This is a genomic window from Paenibacillus sp. J31TS4 (assembly GCF_018403265.1).
Classification (GTDB): domain Bacteria; phylum Bacillota; class Bacilli; order Paenibacillales; family NBRC-103111; genus J31TS4.
Genome location: NZ_BOSI01000004.1, coordinates 153,181 through 172,051 on the forward strand (window position 1 = coordinate 153,181; position 18,871 = coordinate 172,051).

At 62.9% G+C, this 18,871-nt stretch carries 18 protein-coding genes and 1 riboswitch; of the genes, 13 read left to right on the forward strand and 5 right to left on the reverse strand.

The window, feature by feature from the left end; all coding sequences use genetic code 11:
• Positions 1-167 precede the first annotated feature (167 nt).
• From KJS47_RS18075 to KJS47_RS18090, 4 genes are read right to left on the reverse strand one after another with little or no spacing between them, the layout of a single operon-like run.
• Complete coding sequence (locus tag KJS47_RS18075) at positions 168-947, reverse strand: energy-coupling factor transporter transmembrane component T family protein (protein WP_213526472.1); 780 nt, start codon at positions 945-947, stop codon at positions 168-170.
• Positions 929-2,869: an ABC transporter ATP-binding protein gene (locus KJS47_RS18080; RefSeq protein ID WP_213526473.1), complete on the reverse strand. Its 1,941-nt coding sequence runs from the start codon at positions 2,867-2,869 to the stop codon at positions 929-931. Before KJS47_RS18080 ends, KJS47_RS18075 begins: the two co-directional genes overlap by 19 nt.
• Positions 2,853-3,443 (reverse strand): ECF transporter S component, encoded by a 591-nt coding sequence (locus KJS47_RS18085; protein ID WP_213526474.1) that lies wholly within the window; start codon positions 3,441-3,443, stop codon positions 2,853-2,855. Before KJS47_RS18085 ends, KJS47_RS18080 begins: the two co-directional genes overlap by 17 nt.
• Entirely contained in the window at positions 3,440-4,078 is a 639-nt protein-coding gene (locus KJS47_RS18090) for a YkoF family thiamine/hydroxymethylpyrimidine-binding protein (protein WP_213526475.1), read from the reverse strand. The genes KJS47_RS18085 and KJS47_RS18090 overlap by 4 nt, the downstream gene beginning before the upstream one ends.
• A 120-nt stretch (positions 4,079-4,198) precedes the next feature.
• Positions 4,199-4,301, reverse strand: a riboswitch (TPP riboswitch).
• 208 nt (positions 4,302-4,509) lie between these two features.
• On the opposite strand from KJS47_RS18090, the gene KJS47_RS18095 reads away from it, so the two are divergent.
• On the forward strand, positions 4,510-4,992 hold the full coding sequence (locus KJS47_RS18095) for a ferritin family protein (RefSeq protein WP_374707045.1): 483 nt from the start codon (positions 4,510-4,512) through the stop codon (positions 4,990-4,992).
• 168 nt (positions 4,993-5,160) lie between these two features.
• Here KJS47_RS18095 and KJS47_RS18100 read toward each other — a convergent pair whose 3' ends face one another.
• Complete coding sequence (locus KJS47_RS18100) at positions 5,161-7,536, reverse strand: helicase C-terminal domain-containing protein (protein ID WP_213526476.1); 2,376 nt, start codon at positions 7,534-7,536, stop codon at positions 5,161-5,163.
• A gap of 271 nt (positions 7,537-7,807) precedes the next feature.
• Here KJS47_RS18100 and KJS47_RS18105 point away from each other — a divergent pair, with 271 nt between their 5' ends.
• The 12 genes from KJS47_RS18105 (at position 7,808) to KJS47_RS18160 (ending at position 18,775) form a co-directional block, all read left to right on the forward strand.
• Positions 7,808-9,181: a right-handed parallel beta-helix repeat-containing protein gene (locus KJS47_RS18105; RefSeq protein ID WP_213526477.1), complete on the forward strand. Its 1,374-nt coding sequence runs from the start codon at positions 7,808-7,810 to the stop codon at positions 9,179-9,181.
• The gene (locus tag KJS47_RS18110; RefSeq protein WP_213526478.1) at positions 9,178-9,729 is read left to right on the forward strand and encodes a nitrous oxide reductase accessory protein NosL; all 552 of its coding nucleotides are present in this window, start codon (positions 9,178-9,180) and stop codon (positions 9,727-9,729) included. The genes KJS47_RS18105 and KJS47_RS18110 overlap by 4 nt, the downstream gene beginning before the upstream one ends.
• A 19-nt stretch (positions 9,730-9,748) precedes the next feature.
• A complete protein-coding gene (locus KJS47_RS18115) occupies positions 9,749-10,570 on the forward strand; it encodes an ABC transporter permease (RefSeq protein WP_213526479.1) in 822 nt (273 codons plus the stop codon).
• Positions 10,563-11,315, forward strand: coding sequence for a heme ABC exporter ATP-binding protein CcmA (ccmA, locus tag KJS47_RS18120; protein ID WP_213526480.1), 753 nt, complete (start codon positions 10,563-10,565; stop codon positions 11,313-11,315). The genes KJS47_RS18115 and ccmA overlap by 8 nt, the downstream gene beginning before the upstream one ends.
• Entirely contained in the window at positions 11,312-11,740 is a 429-nt protein-coding gene (locus KJS47_RS18125) for a hypothetical protein (protein ID WP_213526481.1), read from the forward strand. The genes ccmA and KJS47_RS18125 overlap by 4 nt, the downstream gene beginning before the upstream one ends.
• A 231-nt stretch (positions 11,741-11,971) precedes the next feature.
• Positions 11,972-12,814: an AraC family transcriptional regulator gene (locus tag KJS47_RS18130; protein WP_213526482.1), complete on the forward strand. Its 843-nt coding sequence runs from the start codon at positions 11,972-11,974 to the stop codon at positions 12,812-12,814.
• A gap of 266 nt (positions 12,815-13,080) precedes the next feature.
• Entirely contained in the window at positions 13,081-14,418 is a 1,338-nt protein-coding gene (locus KJS47_RS18135) for an ABC transporter substrate-binding protein (protein ID WP_249716525.1), read from the forward strand.
• A gap of 70 nt (positions 14,419-14,488) precedes the next feature.
• Entirely contained in the window at positions 14,489-15,388 is a 900-nt protein-coding gene (locus tag KJS47_RS18140) for a carbohydrate ABC transporter permease (RefSeq protein ID WP_213526483.1), read from the forward strand.
• Positions 15,389-15,453: 65 nt separating this feature from the next.
• Entirely contained in the window at positions 15,454-16,224 is a 771-nt protein-coding gene (locus tag KJS47_RS18145; RefSeq protein WP_374707048.1) for a carbohydrate ABC transporter permease, read from the forward strand.
• 34 nt (positions 16,225-16,258) lie between these two features.
• A complete protein-coding gene (locus KJS47_RS18150; RefSeq protein ID WP_213526485.1) occupies positions 16,259-17,389 on the forward strand; it encodes a Gfo/Idh/MocA family protein in 1,131 nt (376 codons plus the stop codon).
• Positions 17,386-17,865 (forward strand): NanQ anomerase/TabA/YiaL family protein, encoded by a 480-nt coding sequence (locus KJS47_RS18155; RefSeq protein WP_213526486.1) that lies wholly within the window; start codon positions 17,386-17,388, stop codon positions 17,863-17,865. Before KJS47_RS18150 ends, KJS47_RS18155 begins: the two co-directional genes overlap by 4 nt.
• A complete protein-coding gene (locus KJS47_RS18160; RefSeq protein ID WP_213526487.1) occupies positions 17,852-18,775 on the forward strand; it encodes a dihydrodipicolinate synthase family protein in 924 nt (307 codons plus the stop codon). The genes KJS47_RS18155 and KJS47_RS18160 overlap by 14 nt, the downstream gene beginning before the upstream one ends.
• The last annotated feature ends 96 nt before the right edge of the window (positions 18,776-18,871 follow it).

Genomic DNA, 18,871 nt, shown 5'->3' on the forward strand with positions numbered 1-18,871 from the left:
AATACGAGGACACACGCGAACGCATAACGAGCTGAGTTTAGCCTCCTCGACCTGTCGCTTGCTTGCGCTGCCTACAGAATCCGACGAGACAGCCCTTGATTCCGATGGAATCAAGGGCTTTTTAAGCGACTGCCCGTTCCCCGCCCGCTTCCGGTCCGCTCGCGTTCCTACAGCTCGCCGTTATACAGCCGGGTGTAGCCGAGCCGCCAGGCGGCTAAGTAGCTGAGCAGCACGATCCCCACCATGAGCGCGAGGAACAGCCAGTCGGCCGCCGTCACCCGTACCCGCTTGTAGAACGTGCGGTACGGGCTGTCCGTGAAGCCTTTGGACACCATCGCCGCGGAGACGCGCTCCGCCTTGCGGATCGCGCCGGCCAGAAGCGGTATCGCTGTCCGGTGCAGCTGCAGAAGCGGGTTCCGCGACCGGCGGAAGCCCCCGTCCCGCACCCGCTGCGCGGTGCGGAGAATGCGGAATTCTTCCTGCATGAGGGGCAGGAACTGGTACCCCGCCAGAATGCCGTACGCGAGCTTGGGAGGCATCCGGCACTGCTGCATAAGGCTGAGCATGAGGCGGGTCGGATCCGTGGTCAGGATGAACAGAAGCGACAACGCAGAAAAAGCCAGCACGCGCAGCCCGAGGGAAGCGGCCAGCTCGGCCGCCGCCCGGGTCACCTCGAAGCCTCCGAGCTGAAGCAGCACGGGGGACGGAGCCATCGATTCCCGCGGAAAGAGCACGGTCGCCGCCATATAGGAGCACGCTGCGAGCAGGAAAGGCGCGAACAGAAGCAGCCATCGGCCCCAGGACACCCGGCCGAAGCTCCAGGTCACGATGACCGTCGCCGCCAGCGTCAAGAGGGGCGTCACCGGGTTCAAGGCGAACGACAACAGGAGGACGCACAGAATGACGGCGAGCCCCTTGACTGCCGGGTTCAATTCGCGCAGGTCCATGCCGCCACCTCCCGCAGCTGTTCGTCCGGGCGCGCGCCGCCGCCGGGCTCCTGCCCGTTCTCCCGCATGGCCGCCTCCAGCAGGCGGATGAGCGAGAAGAGCCCGGGACGGACGAGATGGGCGCTGGCCAGGAACCCATCCGTCTCATCCCAGAGCGATGGGGGCGGACCGTCAAAGACGACGCTGCCCTCCACCAGGACAAGCACCCGGTCGGCGTACCGGTGGATCAGCTCCATATCGTGCGTGATCAGGACGACGGAAAGCCCTTGGCGGACCCGCTCATTAAGGAGCGCCATCAGCTGCTCCGTCCCATGCCGATCCTGCCCGAAGGTTGGCTCGTCGCACAGCAGGATGCTTTGCTCGTCCATGAGCATGGAGGCGACGCTGAGGCGCCTTTTTTGCCCCTGGCTCAGCCGGTACGGGCTCTCGGCTCGCCGCCCGGCCAGCCGGAACGCCTCCAGCATCGCGTCCACCTCGCGTGCGGTCTGAGCGGCAGGCACGCCGCGCCGGTTCCGGCTGTACGCCAGCTCCGCCTCGACCGATTCGGCGACGAACTGGTGCTCCGGATTCTGGAAGACGACGCCGATCCGCCGGCGCACCTCCCGCTCCGACCAGCGCGCAAGCGGCCTTCCCTCAAGCAGGAGCCGCCCGCCGTCCGGCCGGAGCAGCCCGCCGAGCACGCCGGCGAGGGTCGACTTGCCCGCGCCGTTCGGTCCGGCGACGGCCAGCAGCTCGCCGCGGCGGACGGCGGCATTCACGCCATCCAGGATGACGCGCCGGCCCCGGCGGAGGACGCCCTGCTCGAGGCGGAGCACCGGCTCGCCTGCGGGCTGACGGCGGCTGCGCTGCGCGCACAGACCGCGGACCGCCTCGAGCGCCGCCGGCAGGCAGCCGGGCACGATGGCGCGGACGAGCTCTTCCCCGGTGAGGGGAAGAGGACGGCCCGGCGCCAGCAGGCCGCGCGCCGCGAGGTGCGCCGCCGTCTCCGCCGCGAGCGGCAAGGCGACCGCGGCAGCCGGCGGAGACGGCGCGGACGTCCGGATGGCGGCCAGCGGTGCGGGCGTCCGGACGGCGTCAGGCAGTGCGCCGCGTTCCGGGCGCTCTACCCGCGCGGCCTCCTCGCCGCCGATTTCGGCCGCTGCCCCGGACTGCCGTGCCGGCACGGAGCCGTTCGCCTCCTTGTCGGCGGCTGCCAGCCGGAGCTCCGCATAGCCGCGCGGGTCGCCATCGTAGGCGAGCGTGCCGCCGGGCTCCATCACGAGCAGCCGGCTCATCCAGCCGGCCCAGCCGTCCGGCTGGTGGTCGACGACGAGCAGCGTGAACGCGCCCCGGGCGTGAAGCTCCCGGACGAGCGACCGGAAGGACTCGGCCGCGAACGGGTCCAAATTGGACACCGGTTCATCCAGAATGAGCAGCTCCGGCCGCATGGCGAGAATGCAGGCAAGCGCGAGCTTTTGCTTCTGCCCCCCGGACAGCTCGCGAATCGCGCTGCGGCGGTGCGCCTGCAGCCCGACCTGCGCGAGCGCCTTATCCATCCGGGCGTCCATCTGCTCCGGGGGGACGCTCAGATTCTCCAGACAGAACGCCAACTCATCCTCCACCTTGCCCATGCAGAACTGGCTGTCGAAGTCCTGGAAGACAACACCGGCCTTGCGGGCCAGCTCGCCCGGCTGCGCCTCGCGGACGTCCTGTCCGAGAATCCGCACGCGCCCGTCCAGCAGCGCCTCCGCCGCGTGCGGATAGATGCCGTTCAGGCAGAACGCCAACGTGCTTTTGCCCGAGCCGCTCGGCCCCATCACCAGCACCGCCTCGCCCTTCTTCACCTCGAACGTCAGGCCGTTCAGCACCGGCTCCTCCTCCTCTTCGAAGGCAAGCCGCAGGCCGTCCACCTCTACCGCCAGCTCGTCAGGCCGGCGCGTCATGGCGCGCCCTCCGCTCCTTGCCGATCGGGAAGCTGCGCAGCACCCCGGTCCGCGCGAGCGAGTCGGCGATCCATCTGCCGAGCAGCCCCGCCAGGAGTGCACCGCTTACCAAGCGGACGACGAACATCGCCAGCACGAGATCCCAGGACAACGCCGCAAAGCCGGAGCGGAAGTAGCCCCAGACGAAGCTGAACACCGCCGAACCGATGCCCGCCAGCATGAGGGTACGGACCGAGTAGCTGCGGTACCGGGTCGCGGCGAAGACCGCCTCCGCGCCGAGTCCCTGGACGAATGCGGACAGGATAAGGATCGGGCCGACCGCGTTGCCGATCAGCACCTCGACGGCGCCGGCTACCACCTCGGACAGAAGGGCTGCTCCCGGCTTGCGCAAGATGTAGGCGGCGATGATGGAGACGATGAACCAGATACCGAACAACACCTCGTAGCCCATCGGGCCCATGAAGCCTGTCAGCACGACGCCGATCTGCAGAAACAGCAGATAGACCACCGCGAAGACGACCGACAGCGAGCTCATGACGACAATATCCCTCAGCTTCCAGCCGGACAGCTTCATTGTGCGTCCCCTCCCCTCTCCTGGGCGGCCGTCGGCGCCTCGGGCTTCGCCGACGGGCTGTTCGCTGATAGATTGACCGTCATTACAACATGGGAGGCCTCCTTGGTCTGCGCCTGGGCGAACGCCTCCTCGAGCGTCGCGAACACCTCATGCGCATCCCCCAGCAGCCGGCTGGCGTAATGGATGCCGCCCCCGAACGTCCCCCGTTCTCTGGCCAGCTCGACCGCGTCCGCGATCATCGCCATGTAGGACGGCACGCCGAGCGGGTACAGCGCGAACTGGGCGGACACGGGCACCGCCAGCTCCCGAACGGCCTGCTCGTTGAGCCGCACGTCGTCCTCGCTCATGTAGACGTCTCCCTCCGAATCGCCCGGACAGCCGATCGAGAACGTGCCGTTCCAGACGACATGCTCTCCCGTCTTGGCCGCATGGAGGAACACCGCTTTGGCCACATCGAAGACATGCGCGCTTCGTCCCCGGATGCAGGTGCTTACGTCGTCCGTCCGGCTCCATACTTTGGTGCTGGCCGTTTCCGCGAGGGCCCCCGTAATAATCTCCACGAACCTCCCGCTCATCGGGTAGAGCGAGAATCTCGCGCCGACGATCCGGCTTGTTCCACATTCGTTCTTTTGCATGCTTCTTTCTCCTCCTTGGTTGGTCTCGAACCCTGCCTTCGGCTGTCGCGGAAGGCACAAAAAAACCGCACCCATGAAGAAGGTGCAGTTAAGGTTGGAGAAGAGAAAGAAACGGTCTTATCCAAATCAACTCCACTTCCCCACGCTAGTATTATCTAGATCGGGTCAAAGGGTAACCGTATCGCTACGGTTTCTCAGCACAAAGGCACCCCTAGTGTAAGCTTCGATGTATGCGGTTTTCGTTGTTCGCGTTTAGTATACAAGCGGGCACAGGTTTTGTATAGCCTCCGGCCGATAAAATCCGGATGCCGTCCTACCTCAGACCTCTTGCGGCCTCCCCACGGCCGATCCGATTGTTACCGGGCCAGGCAAGTTTCGCCCAATCTCCGAATACACTGGTCCCATCAACACTCTGGAGGAGGGACCGAAGCGTGTATCCCCACAATTATTCGTATTGGCCCTATCAGTGGTATCCCCGGACAGAAGGTGCCGCCGACGCGATGGCGCAGGTGAAGGATCTGGAGAAAGCCCTCAGCGGCGAATACAGCGCGATCCAATGCTACGCCCGTCTCGCCGAGAGCGCGCCTAACCAGGCGGAGAAGGACCGCATCCTCGAAATCCGGAAGGATGAGGAACGGCATTACCGGCAATTTGCAGCGCTGTATACGTCGCTCACCGGCCGGGAGCCGGCACCCCAGCTCGAGGCATGTCCCGCGAATCATCGGGAAGGGCTGCTGTTCGCCTTCCGGGACGAGCAGGAGACGGTCGACTTCTACAACGAAGCAGCCGACCGCGCCCAGACGCCTGCGGTGAAGGATGCGTTCCGCCGGGCGGCTCTCGACGAACAGAACCATGCCGTCTGGTTCCTGTCGTTCCTGACGCTGCCGGCCATGGCCGACGGCAAGAAACGGTAAAGGACCGGCCGAGAAGCCAGGAATAGGAGATCTGCCGCTGGGAGAAGCCTGCGGCGGTCGATGTCTGCGGCTGTGCCCGCGAACGAGCGCTGCCGGCATCGACCGCCCGCTAGGCATCTCCGTGTCCTGTTCCCTGCACGGACAAGCCCGCCTCCGCCTATTGGCCCTCTAATCGGCATCCTCCCGTGCGGGACGAGCCTCCGGTCCGGCATCCGGCCGCTCTGCCCTCCCGCCATTCCGGCCCGTCTCCTTCTCGATCCGGAACGGCTTCCACTCGGGCGGCATCAGCTGCCGGTACTTCTCCTGCAGGAAGCGGTCGTCGACAAGCGCCAGCACGCCCTGGTCCTCTTCCGTCCGAATGAGCCGGCCCCCGGCCTGCATCACCTTGTTCATGCCGGGATAGACGTAGGCATAATCATAGCCGCTGCGCCCCTCCCGGTCATAGAAGTCGCGGAGCAGGTTCCGCTCCAGGCCGAGCTGCGGCAGTCCTACGCCTACGACGACTACACCGGTCAGCCGGTCGCCCCGCAGGTCGATCCCCTCTGAGAAGATGCCGCCCAGCACGGCGAATCCGACGAGCGGGCCGCCCTCCGGCTCCGCCTGGAACCGGGCGAGGAACGCCTCCCGCTCCGCCTCTCCGAGGCCGGACTCCTGCACGAGCGTCCGCATCTCGGGATGAGCCTGCGCGAACTCTTCATAGACCTGGCGCAAATAGTCGTAGGAGGGAAAGAACACGAGGAAGTTGCCCGGCCGCTCCCGGACGACCCGGCCGACAAGCGAAGCGATTGCCTCCTTGGTCCGTTCCCTATCTCGGAAGCGGGTGGACAAAGGGTGCACCACGACCTCCAGCTGCTCCTTGCGGAATGGCGAGGGAATCGCCGTCCGGTAGTCTTCCTCCTCTCCGCCCAGCATGTCCCGGTAGTATGCCAGCGGCGACAGCGTAGCCGAGAAGCAGATCTGGGACCGGTAGCTCCGGCTCGTCTTGCGGAGCAGCCGGGACGGATCGAGGCAGAACAGCTTGAGCCGCACCTCGCTCCGATTTAATTCGGCATACGTCACATAACGGTCATCATAGAGCTCGGCGATCCGCAGCAGGCTCTGCGCCCCGTAGTAGGTGTCCAGGAGCAGCCCCTGGGCCTCGTCCGGCTCGGGACGGGCCGCCAGCTCCCGTTCGGCCTCCTGGACGAATCTCTCCAGCCGCTCGGTCAGGCCGTCCGGCAGCTCCCGGCGCACCGTCTCCTTCGCTTCTCCGCTCTCTTTGCGCAAGGCGATGAACCACGCGTTGACCGCCTTGGCTGTATCCGCTACGGCAGCGCTCCGCGTCTTGTAAGCGCGCGTCAGCTCAAGAAACGGCGACTTGGCAATCTCCGCCGAATACATGTCGCGCGCGCGGTCCACGAGATTGTGGGCCTCGTCGACGAGGACGGCGGTCCGCTTCTTCTGCTCCTCGGGCAGCCGCTTCAGCGAGACGCGCGGATCGTAGACCGCGTTGTAGTCGCAGATGATCGCATCGGCCGCATAGGCGGCATCGAGCGAAAATTCGAACGGACAGACCCGGTGCTTCCTTGCGTAAGCCTCGACGACAGGCCGGGTAATGAGCGTCTCGCTTCCCAATAGGTCGAGCAGAGCCGCGTTGATCCGGTCGTAATGCCCGTCGGCGTACGGGCAGAGCTCCTTCTGGCAGCGGGTTTCCTCCTGGAAGCAGATTTTGTCCTTGGCCGTCAGCGTCACCGCCCACAGCCGGAGCCCTCGCTCCTCCATCCGGGCGAGCGCTTCCTCGGCGGCCGCTCGCGTCGTCGTGCGGGCCGTCGCGTAGATCAGCTTTTGCAAGAGGCCTTCGCCCATCGCCTTGACAGCCGGAAACAGCGTCGAGATCGTCTTGCCGGTTCCGGTCGGCGCCTGGGCGAACAGCCGCTTGCCGTCGAGCACGGACTTGTACACCGCGCCGGCGAACGCCCGCTGTCCCTCCCGGTACGTCTCGTACGGGAACGCCAGCGCCCGGGCCGAGCCTTCCCGCCCGGCCGCGTGCCGCGCCAGCAGCGACGCATACGGCGCGTAGGCCGCAAGCGTCCGCTTCGCGAGCGCCTCCAGCTCGCCGAACGGCACGCGGCGGGTAAAGGAGCGACGCTCGTCCGACACCGTCTGCACGTAGGTCAACCGGACGTCCATCTCGCCGAGCCCGCGCTCCTCCGCAACCAAATAGGCGTACCAATACGCCTGCGCCCAGTGGACGGGATGCCGGTCCTCCGTCATGCCATCCACTGGGCCCGCCGTCGACTTGATCTCCTCGACCGTCAGCCGGCCGTCTATCTCCAGCAGCCCGTCGCAGCGGCCCTCGACGACGAAGACGAGGCCGGCCACCGCGAGCTCGGTCTGCAGGGCAACCTCCTTGCGGTCCCCTTCTCCGTAGCCGCTCTGCACGGCCTGATGAATCCGGGTTCCCTCCACAAGCGAGGAGGCCGACCGGAAGCCGGCTTCGATGCTGCCGGCCCGGTACACGTACTCCACGAGCGTGCGGACGGATATACGGATGCTGGCTTCCATAACGGCCTCCCTTCCGGTCCGGATCCTACCCGGACGAACGTTTGTTCCTTCCAGTATAGCATGCGGAGGCCGGCACCGCACCATCCGCTCTTTCCGCTTTGTTCCCCGTTTGCGGGCTCCTGGCGGCCCGCATTCGCGGCTTCACAAGGTTGTCGCCGATCTGTCACAGAACCGCCTCCGGGATAGCTCTAACGAGTCATACTTTTTGGCGGACAACTGCCATACGATGAAAACAGAGACAGGCCCCACACGACAAGGAGGTGATCATCCTGTGCCTAAGCTGATACGCGCCAGCCGCAATCAGGCGCTCCGGCCCTGGCGGGCCGGTCTCGCTCTCCTGCTGGCGCTCCCGCTCGCGCTGACGCTTAGCCCGCCGGTTGAGGCGGAAGCCGGCCCGGTGCCGCTGCAGCCGCTGCTCGACCGCGCGGCGGCGGGCTCGACCGTTACGCTGCCTGCCGGGTCGTATGCGGGACCTGCGGTTATCGCGAAGCCGCTGACGCTTCGGATGGAGCCGGGCGGCGAGCTGCTGCACGACGGCGAAGAGCCGGCGATTACCCTGCAGGCGGACGGCATCGTACTCGAAGGCCTGACCGTTACCGACCGGCAGACCGATCCCGAGATTCCGGCTGTGCTGGTCGCCTCGAGCGGCAACAAGCTGCGCAGCCTGACGATCCATACGAGCGCCGGAGGCGTCTACCTGCGGCAGGCTGACCGCAACGAGCTGACCGGCATTCGGATCGATGGGCCTGCGTTCCCCGGACGGGGAAACCCTGTCTTCTCGCAGCGCGGAAACGGCATCGATCTGTTCGAATCGCACCGCAATACGATCGCGGGCAGCCGGATCGAGCGGATGCATGACGGCATTTACGTGGAGAGCAGCGACGCCAACCGGCTCGAGCGCAATGAGGTGAACCGGTCGCGCTACGGCTACCATTTCATGTTCGCCGAAGGAGCGGCGCTGACGGACAATACGGGCGCCTACAACGTGACCGGTGCGATGCTGATGGGAGTGCAGGACGGCGAGGTGCTTCGCAACCGGTTCGCCAAGCAGACGGAGAATGTCAACTCGCAGGGGCTGCTGCTCTTCGACGTCAAGCGGACGGTCGTGAAGGACAACCGGGTCGAAGGCAACCGGGTCGGATTCTACGTCGAGCAGACCGAGGAGACCGAGATGACGGGCAACGAGGTCGCCCGCAATTTCATCGGCCTCCAGCTGCTGGATTCCACCCGCAATACGCTGTCCGGCAATGCCTTCGTCTCCAACGTCATCCAGGCACAGGCGACCGGGAGCCCGGACAACCGGTCCGACGGCAACTACTGGGACAATGCGCAGGGGCTCGATCGGACAGGCAGCGGAGTCAGCGATCTGTCTTACGAGGTCAACCCGTTTTTCCTCAATCTGACGAAATCCGTGCCCGCCTTCCAGGTTTTGTTCCAGTCGCCGGGCATGCCGTTTCTGGAGCAGCTGTTCCGCTCCGGTACGGACGAGTGGCTGAAGGACAATGCGCCGCTCATGAAGCCGCCGACCGCCGTCTCGGCGGAAGCACCGGGGAATGCCCGGGAGCCGGCCGTTTTCTGGACAGGTATGCTGCTGCTCGCCGTAAGTTTCATCTCTATCTATCAATGGGGGGTCAAACGACCATGAAGAAATCCGTAATGCTGTTCCTGCTGACAGCCGTCCTGCTGCTCGCGGCGGGCTGCGGCCAGACCAAATACGAGCCTGCGGCGATCAACGAGTCGGTCGACAAGTGCGAAGTATGCAACATGCAGATCAAGGACGACGCGTTCGCCACGCAAATCATCGAGAAGAACAACAAGGGCCACAAATTCGACGATCTCGGCGACCTGTTCGCCTGGAAGAAGAAGAACGGCACCGAGCAAATCGGCGCCCAATATGTGCGCGACTACAACTCGAAGAAATGGATCCCGCTTGAAGACGCAACCTTCGTCTACGACAAAACGATCCGCACTCCGATGGCTTACGGCGTCATCTCCTTCGAGCAGAAGAAGGACGCCGAGGCGTTCATCAAGAAGGAAGGCAAGGGCCAGCTGATGACCGGCAAGGAGCTGGACAGCCACAAATGGGAAATGAACAAGGACATGATGAACATGCACGGAGCGGACGGCCATAAGGACGCCGGACACGGCGCTAGCCCTGCGGCTTCGATGACACCGCAGGGGACGCACAAGTAAGCGAGGGGAGTGACCACCATTGCGCCATATCTCGACTATCGCCCTCCGGGAGGTAAAGCTCGGCTTCCGCAACCCGTGGGCCTACTCCTTCATGGCGCTCTTCGCGCTGTTCAGCCTGGCGCTGCTGCTCGTCCAGTCCCAGCAGCAGGTCGGCGGCTATACGAGCACGACCGGCACGATGATCAATCTCATCCTGTACCTGCTCCCTCTCATGACGCTTCTGCTCGGCTCCTTCTCGGTCACCGCCGAGAAGGAGGAGGGCGGCTGGCATCTGCTGTCCACCTACCCGCTCGGCACGATGGCTTATCTGTGGGGCAAGTACACGGGGCTCGCGGCCGTACTGCTCGTCATCGTCTCCATTGGCTTCGGGCTATCGGGGGTGCTGGGCGTGCTGCTCGGCAAAGCGTTCTCGGCAGGCACGTTCGGCCTGTTCTTCGCCTTCTCGGTTTTCCTCGTGCTGCTGTTCCTGGGGATCGCCGTGCTGGCGGGCACGCTGTGCCGCAACCGGTGGCAGGCGCTGACGTACGGCGTCGCCATCTGGTTCTTCTATATTCTCGGGTGGCCGACGCTGCTCATCGCCGTGCTGGGCGTCCTGCCCTACCTCTGGATCAAGCCGGTGCTCGTGGCGCTTATCTTCCTGAACCCGGCGGAGCTCACGCGGCTCATGACGGTCGTCAAGATGGGCGGCGGCTCGATCCTCGGACCGGACTACTACAGCTGGGTCGGCTGGATCCAGCAGCCGCTCGGCACCGCCCTGTTCCTGGCGGTCTGCCTGGTCTGGATTGCCCTATCGATGGGCATCGCCGGCTTCTTGTGGGAAAGGGGGAGACGTCATGCCTGAACCGATTCTCGAACTGCACGAGGTAACCAAGCGCATCGAAAAGCAGACGCTCGTCGAGCCCGTCACACTGACGGTCGCCACGGGAAGCGTCCTCGCGCTCTGCGGCGGCAACGGCGCCGGCAAGAGTACGCTGCTGCGCATGATCGCCGGCATCTCGCAGCCGAGCGGGGGCACCGTCCGCATCCGCGGGCAGCAGTGGGCCAGTAGCCGCCGGGCCTACGCCGACAGCATCGGCTATATGCCGGACGACTTCCAGTTCGGCAGCGCGCTGACGGCCCAGGAGACGCTCGAATTCTATGCCGCCCTGCGAGGTGTCAAGAGAGCGCGCGTCCTGGAGCTGCTGGAGACCGTAGGCCTATCCGACGTCCGCCGCAAGCCCGTCACCTCGTTCTCCAAAGGAATGCGGCAGCGGCTGCTGTTCGCCCAGGCAATGCTCGCGAAGCCTCCCCTGCTCCTGCTGGACGAGCCCACGAATGGGCTCGACCCGTACTGGATGGATGCCTTTGCCGGATTGGTCCGCCAGGTGGCGGCCGATGGGCAGGCCGTTGTTTTCTCCACGCACCAGCTGAACGTGGCGGAGCTCGTTGCGGACCAGGTCGTCTTCCTCGACGCCGGCGTCGTCCGGTTCTCGGGAAGCGTGCGCCAGCTGAAGGAGCAGTACCGGAACGCCGGCGGCTTGTACGGGGCGTTCCGCGATTTTGTCATCACGAACCATACCGACAAGAAAGGAGAGACGATTCGATGAGGACGACGATTCCGGACAAGCCGGAGACCAACCGCTCTTCGGCTCAGAGCCGGCGTACAGCCAGGCTGCTCGCTCTGCTGCTTCTCGCGGCAATGGCGATGGCGGCAACGGGGTGCGGAGCCCAGCAGAGCCGCCCGGTCAAGGCCGACCAGGTGCAGCTCGTCAGCGAGCCGTCTCCGGCCAAGGCCAAGGAGGAAACCAAGCTGCTGGTGCAGTTCACCGGCGACGCGGCCGGGCTGACCGGCCAGATCGACATTCAGATCGACAAGCAGGGGCAGAAGAGCCGGCTGCTGAACACCAAGAAGGAGAAGAACGGCTACGCCGCCGCTTATACCTTCCCGGATCCCGGCCAGTACAAGACGGTCATCCATATTACGAACGACGAAGGACACTTTTTCTTCCGTAAGGATTTCTACGTCCAGTAACAGCAACCCGCCCCTGTTTCTCTTGCTCTTGGCGCGGGAACCGTGAAAGCCCTGTTTTCTCTCACCTGTGCGAGAGGAAACAAGGAGACCTTGCTTTCTCCTGCCTATGTCGGGAGAAAGCAAGGAGACCTTGTATTCTCCTGCCTATGTCAGGAGAATACAAGGCTTTTTCTATTTCCAGTGTAATTTGCTTCTATTTTTCGTATGATAGCGGACACGGGGGTGGAAGCTATGACCGATAACAATCTCCTGCAGGCGCTGCGGCTGAACTTTTTGTACGCCGAGCGATACTCGTTTCCGCTCGGCTGGACGTACGAGGAATCCAAAATCCCCTATTCGATGATCCGCTTCATCCAGAAGGGCCGGGCCGTCTTTGCCATCGACGGAAACGAATACGCGCTGCAGCCCGACGATCTCGTCTACATTCCTCAGGGGAGCCGCCTGTTCTGCGAAGCGATGACCGACGACTTCACCTTCATAAGCATCCGGTACACGGCCGCCTTCCCGCTGAGCGAGCGCGAGGTATGGTCGGAGATTCTCGGAATCGATCCGGTCGTCCGCTGCACGGACCCGGAGATCAAATACTATTTCAACTGCATCATCCGCGAGAAGAATTCTGCCAAGCGAGGACGCTACTTCCTGCTGAGAGGCTATCTTGAGCTCATCCTCGCCTACTTGATCGACGCCTCGGAGGCGTTCTCCGGCGGAGAACGGGCCAAACGGCGGACGCTGACGGTGGACAGCAACAAGTACGACAACCGCATTCAGGTCATTCTGGACTATATGATGAACAACTACGAGAAGGAGATGAGCATGGAGGACCTGAGCGCCATGGTGAAGCTCAGCCCCTCCTCGCTGCGCCGGCTGTTCAAGCAGCACACCGGCAAGACGCCGAGCGAATTTCTGACGGAGCTCAAGATGGTCGTCGCCGCCAAGAAAATCCTCGAAACCGACGAACGGATTTCGGATATCGCGTATATGGTCGGGATCGAGGATCCGAACTACTTTTCCCGCCGCTTCAAAAAGCATTATGGGGTCACTCCCCATTCCTATCGGCAGCTCGCCCGAGATTGACAGGCGGCTGTCTTTTTTCTTGCTCGTTTTGTGCTAGTTTTGATTGGTTTGCTATATTCAAGAGCCGCCATACTTGGGATATCGTTAAGGACATAGAGAGAAAAGGACTTCCGCAGGTACGACGGCACTGCCATGATTGTAAGCGTATTCCAATTATGGGTGGGCAGGAGGAAGCCGTTCATAGTCTGCCGGGAAAAGTGGAAGAATGAGGATAGGCTGGATAGCACTTTTTTGTTAACGAATTTCATGGGAAAGAAGGGGTCGGAATGAACGCAAAACAATGGTCGATGGCATCCCTCGCCGCGCTTGTGCTGCTGACAGCCGGATGCGGCAAGGAGGCGGACACGCCCGAGGCGGCGGGAAGCGGAGACAAGGAGATGAAGGGCGAGATCGTCATGTGGCATTCCTTTACCCAGGGCGCGCGCAACGATTTCATGAAAGAGGCGGCGGACGCCTTCATGAGCAAGCACCCGGGCGTGAAGATCAAGATCGAAACCTTTGCTTGGCCGGAATTCTACACGAAGTGGACGACCGGCCTGCAGTCCGGGCAGGTGCCCGATGTCAGCACGGCGCTGCCGAACCACGTGGTCGAGATGCTGGATGCCGATGCGATCGTTCCGTTGAACGATGTCATCGACAAGATCGGCCGCGACCGGTTCTACGAGGCGCCGCTCAAGGAGGGAACGGTGGACGGGAAGAACTACTCCATTCCGCTGTACTCCCACGCGCAGGTGATGTGGTACCGGAAGGATCTGCTCGAGAAGGCCAAGCTGCCGGTTCCCAAAACATGGGACGAGCTGTACGAAACGGCCAAGGCGCTGAACAACCCTCCGGAGGTATACGGCCTGTCCGTCCCGATGGGGCTAGGCGATATGATGGCAACCCGGTTCCTGAACTTCTATGTCCGGTCGGCCGGCGAGGCGCTAGTGACGAAGGACGGCAAAGCCAACCTGACGAGCAAGGCGGCCATCGACGGCATCAACTACTGGGTGAAGATGTACAAGACGACGTCCCCGTCCGGCTCCGTTAACTTCAAGGTGCTCGACCAGGCGACCCTCTACTACCAAGGCAAGACCGCCTTCGACTTCAACAGCGGCTTCCAGATCGGCGGCGTGGAGACCAACTCGCCCAAGCTGCTGGACCAGATCGACGCGGCGCCGATTCCGAAGATCAACGCGAACGACCCGGACCGCGGCATCGAGACCTCTAACGTGCCCATGGTCGTCTGGAAGAACAGCAAGCATCCCGAGATCGCCAAGGCGTTCGTGGAGAGCCTGTACGAAAAAGAACGCTATATCAAATTCCTTCACTCCGTTCCGGCCGGCATGCTGCCCGCGATGAAGGACATCGCCGAGGATCCGGCATTCCTGGACAACCCGACGATCCAGAAGTTCAGCGGCGCCGTCAAGGTGATCAGTAGTGCGGTCGACCAGGGAACGGCGATCGGCATGGAGAACGGACCTACGCTGGAGTCGGGCATTCTGGCGAACCAGGGCGTCATCGAGAAGATGTTCCAGAACATCGTGCTGAAAAACGAGCCGGTCGAGGAAGCGGCCAAGAAGGCCGAGAATGAACTGAACCAATTGTTCAAGCTGTACCAGTAGCCTGCAGGCAGGGGGCGGAGCTCCTCCTCCCCTGCCCTCGCTGCGGCTTTTTGGAATGGGGGGAGGAAGAATGAATTCCTTGCGCACTAGCTTCAAGAGATGGAACCTGACCGGCCTATTGTTTGTGCTGCCTGCGGTGCTCATCGTCGTTCTGCTGCTGATTTACCCAATATTATCCAGCATGTATTACAGCTTCACATCGAAGAATCTGATCCGGCCCCACTACCAGTGGGTCTGGCTCGACAACTTCCGCTACGTCCTGACGAATCCGGAGTTCTACCGGGCTTTCGCCAACTCTATCAAATGGACGGTGCTGTCCATCGTCGGGCAGCTGCTGGTCGGATTCGCGGCGGCGCTTGCCTTGAATAAGATCCCCCGGTTCTCCGGGTTCTTCCGGACGCTGCTGATCATTCCGTGGGCGTTCCCCGCGATCGTCATCGCCTTCACCTGGAAGTGGATCTTCAACGACGTCTACGGCTTCCTGCCGAACCTGCTTACCCAGCTCGGGATCACGAGCCATAATGTGAACCTGTTCGCGGAGCCCTCGCTCGTCTTCGGAGCGGTGCTGTTCGTCAACATTTGGTTCGGTGCTCCTCTGTTCATGGTGAACATCTTGTCGGCGCTGAAGACGATCCCGGCCGACCAATACGAGGCCGCCATGATGGACGGTGCGACGCCCTGGCAGTCGTTCTGGGCGATCACGATCCGGCATATCCGGGGCGTCATTGGCCTGCTGCTCGTCCTGCGGACGATCTGGGTCTTCAACAACTTCGACCTGCTGTACCTGATGACGGGCGGAGGTCCTTCCGATCTGACGACCACGCTGCCGATCTTCGCTTACAAGACCGGCTGGGGGCTCAAGCAGCTCGGCGTCGCCTCGGCGATCACGATTATCCTCCTGCTGTTCCTGCTCGTCGTCTGCATGCTGTATTTCCGCTTATTGAACAAATGGGAAAAGGAGGACCGCTGATGAGACCGGTAGGCAGAAGCAAGGTCGGTGTCGCGCTGTTGTATCTGTTTTTGTCGCTGTTGTCCGTGCTGGCGGTCTTCCCGCTCGTCTGGATTATCCTGTCGTCCTTCAAGACGTCCGGGGAGATGGCGAGCCATCCGCTGGCCTTCTTTCCCGAAACGTTCACCTTCGAGTATTACCGCCGGGTACTGAACAATCTTCACTTCGCCACCAACATCAAGAACAGTCTCATCGTCTCGCTCTCGGCGACGTTGATTACGATCGTGGTCTCTTCGCTCGGCGCCTACGGCATCGTCCGGTTCTTCCCCAAAGCCGGGAAGCGGATGACCAAGCTGCTGATCACGACGTACATGTTCCCGCCCATTCTGCTGGCCGTGCCCTATTCGATCATCATTATCAAGCTGGGGCTGGTCAACACATGGACGGGGCTCGTCATCACCTATCTGTCCTTTTCGATCCCTTACGCCATCTGGATGCTGAGCGGGTTCTTCCAGACCGTTCCGCTCGAGATCGAGGAGGCGGCCCGGGTCGACGGGGCCGGCAAGTGGAGAGTCTTCGTCCAGGTGGTGCTGCCCATCGTGGCGCCGGGCGTCGTCGCCACCGCCATCTATACGTTCATTAACACTTGGAACGAGTTTTTGTTCGCGCTGCTGCTCATCAACAGCTCGGGCAAAATGCCGATCTCGGTAGCGCTGTATTCGTTGACAGGCTCGGAGATCCTCGACTGGGGCGAGATGATGGCCGCATCCGTCATCGTCATTCTGCCGTCGATCGTCTTCTTCATGCTGATTCAGCGGAAGATCGCGGGGGGCATGGCCGAAGGATCCGTGAAATAAAGAGAACCTGAGCATTTACATCAGGAGAGGAGCAATGGAGATGGACACAATCAATTATGGAGTGGTGGGAACCGGATATTTTGGGGCGGGGCTGGCCCGTCTGCTGAACAAGCTGGAGGGGGCCCGGGTCGTCGCGGTATACGATCCGGCTCACGCCGAGCCGGTCGCCCGGGAATTGAACTGCACGGCGGAGCCGAGCATCGAGGCGCTGTGCAGCCGACCGGATGTGCACGCCGTTGTCGTCGCGTCCCCGAACGGGTACCACAAGGAGCCGGTGCTGATCGCGGCCGAACACGGCAAGCACGTCTTCTGCGAGAAGCCGATCGCGCTCAGCTACGAGGACTGCAACGAGATGATCCGGCAGACCAAAGAAAAAGGACTTATTTTCATGGCCGGTCACGTCATGAACTTCATGAATGGCGTCAGAACCGCCAAGCGGCTCATCAACGAGGGGCGCATCGGCGAGCTGCTGTTCTGTCACGCACAGCGCAACGGCTGGGAGGAGGCGCAGGAGGAAGTAAGCTGGAAGAAGCAGCGTACGATCTCGGGCGGGCACCTCTACCACCACATCCATGAGCTAGACTTCATTCAGTTCCTGATGGGACCGGCGGAGCGGGTCTCGATGTCCGGCGGCAATGTGGCCCACCAGGGAGAGCAGTACGGCGACGAGGACGACATGCTGCTGATTACGCTCGAATTCCCGAACAACCGCTTCGCAACGCTGCAGTACGGCTCCGCCTTCCGCTGGGCCGACCACTTCGTGAAGATTCAGGGCACCAAGGGCGCTATCCTCATCGACCTGCAGGACGTGAAGGTTGTGCTGAAGACGCCGGAGGGCGAGGAGCGGTTCCTGCTCCACCGCTCACAGGAGGAGGACGACGACCGGACCCGGATCTACAAGGGGCTCGAGATGGACGGCGCGATCATGTACGGCAAGCCGAGCGCCACGCCTCCCCTCTGGCTGCACGGGATCATGAGCGAGGAGATGGCCTACTTCCACAGCATCATGCAGGGCGCCGAGGCCGAGGAGGAGTTCCGGCCGCTGCTCGACGGCACTGCCGCACGGGCAGCGATTGCCACGGCGGATGCCCTTACTCTCTCCCTCCGGCAGAACCGAAAGGTGAGCGTCTGCGAAATCACGAGCAGGCAGGCGGCCTACGTATGATCTACGCCAAGCTCGACGACCTGGGACGGTATGCGTTCTCTAATCCCCGCCTGAACCGCTGCCTGGACGATATCCGCACGAACCTGACGGGCGGCGCGGGGGAGCAGGAGGCATTTCGCAAATCCGATCTGGCCTTCACCACCTCGCCGGCCGGGGAGAAGCGGTACGAGGCGCACCGTCGGTATATCGATGTCCATATCGTGCTGGAGGGCAGGGAATACGTGGAGATCACCGCCGCTGCCTCTCTCGTCAGTCCGACGGACTATGACCGAGAGAGCGACATCCTGTTTGGCGACGCGGCATCGGAGGACCGGTTTAGCGGCTATCTGTCCAGCGGGCATGCCCTGATTCTTTTCCCCGAGGATGCCCATCTGGTCGGAGCCCATCGGCACACCCCGTCCCATGTCCGCAAGATCGTCTATAAAGTGGAAGCAGATTGCAACCCGGAGGGAGAAGCAGCGAATGAATACGAATAAAGTATCCCGATACAAAGGCGTCTATGTGGCCATGTACTCGGCGTACGACGACGCGGGGCGCGTCGACACCGAGCGGGTGAAGCGGCTGGCCCGCTCCTATGCCGGCACCGGCGTCAAAGGACTGTATGTCGGAGGCAGTTCGGGAGAAGGGCTGCTGCAAAGCGTAGAGGAGCGCAAACGGGTTGTCGAGGCGGTGCTCGAAGAAGTGAAGGGCGAGCTGACCGTGATGGTCCATGTAGGGGCCAATTCGACTCCTGACAGCGTGGAGCTGTCCCGGCATGCCGAGCAGTGCGGCGCCGATCTCATCTCGGCCGTCCCCTCGATCTATTACCGGCTGTCCGACGCGGCAGTCGAGCGGCATTGGCAGCAGATGATCGACAGCACCTCGCTGCCGTTCGTCATCTACCATATTCCGCAAACGACCGGCTTCCAGCTCTCCCCCGCCCTGTTCGAGAGAATGGCGCGGCAGGACAAGGTGATCGGCATCAAGATGTCCGGCGAGAGCACCTATGAGCTGCAGCAGTTCAAGGACATCGGGGGCGAGGACTTCTTGGTCTTCAACGGGCCCGACGAGCAGTTCCTCGCCGGACGGATCATGGGGGCGGACGGCGGAATAGGGGGAACCTACGGCGTCATGCCCGAGCTGTTCTGCTCGCTGAACCGGCTGTTCGAGGAGGGCCGGCTGGACGAGGCCCAGCAGCTGCAGGTTCGGATTAATCGTATCATCCGTAGCCTGGTCGGCTATCCGTCTTTGTACGGCGCCTGCAAATATATGCTGGAGCTGCGCGGGATCGAGACGGGCATCCCCCGGGGCCCGCTGCTCTCTGTCGCACCGGAGCATCATGAGCCGCTGGCGGCTCTCAATCGGGAGATTCTGGCGCTTACAAACGAATACGCAAGCTCCCGTTAAACGGGAAAGAGGCGCGGAGCCAAGGCTCCGCGCCTTACCGGGCGTTTGGGGGGCATCACAGCGGTATGGAAGAACAAGCTCGGGGCTTACCGCTTG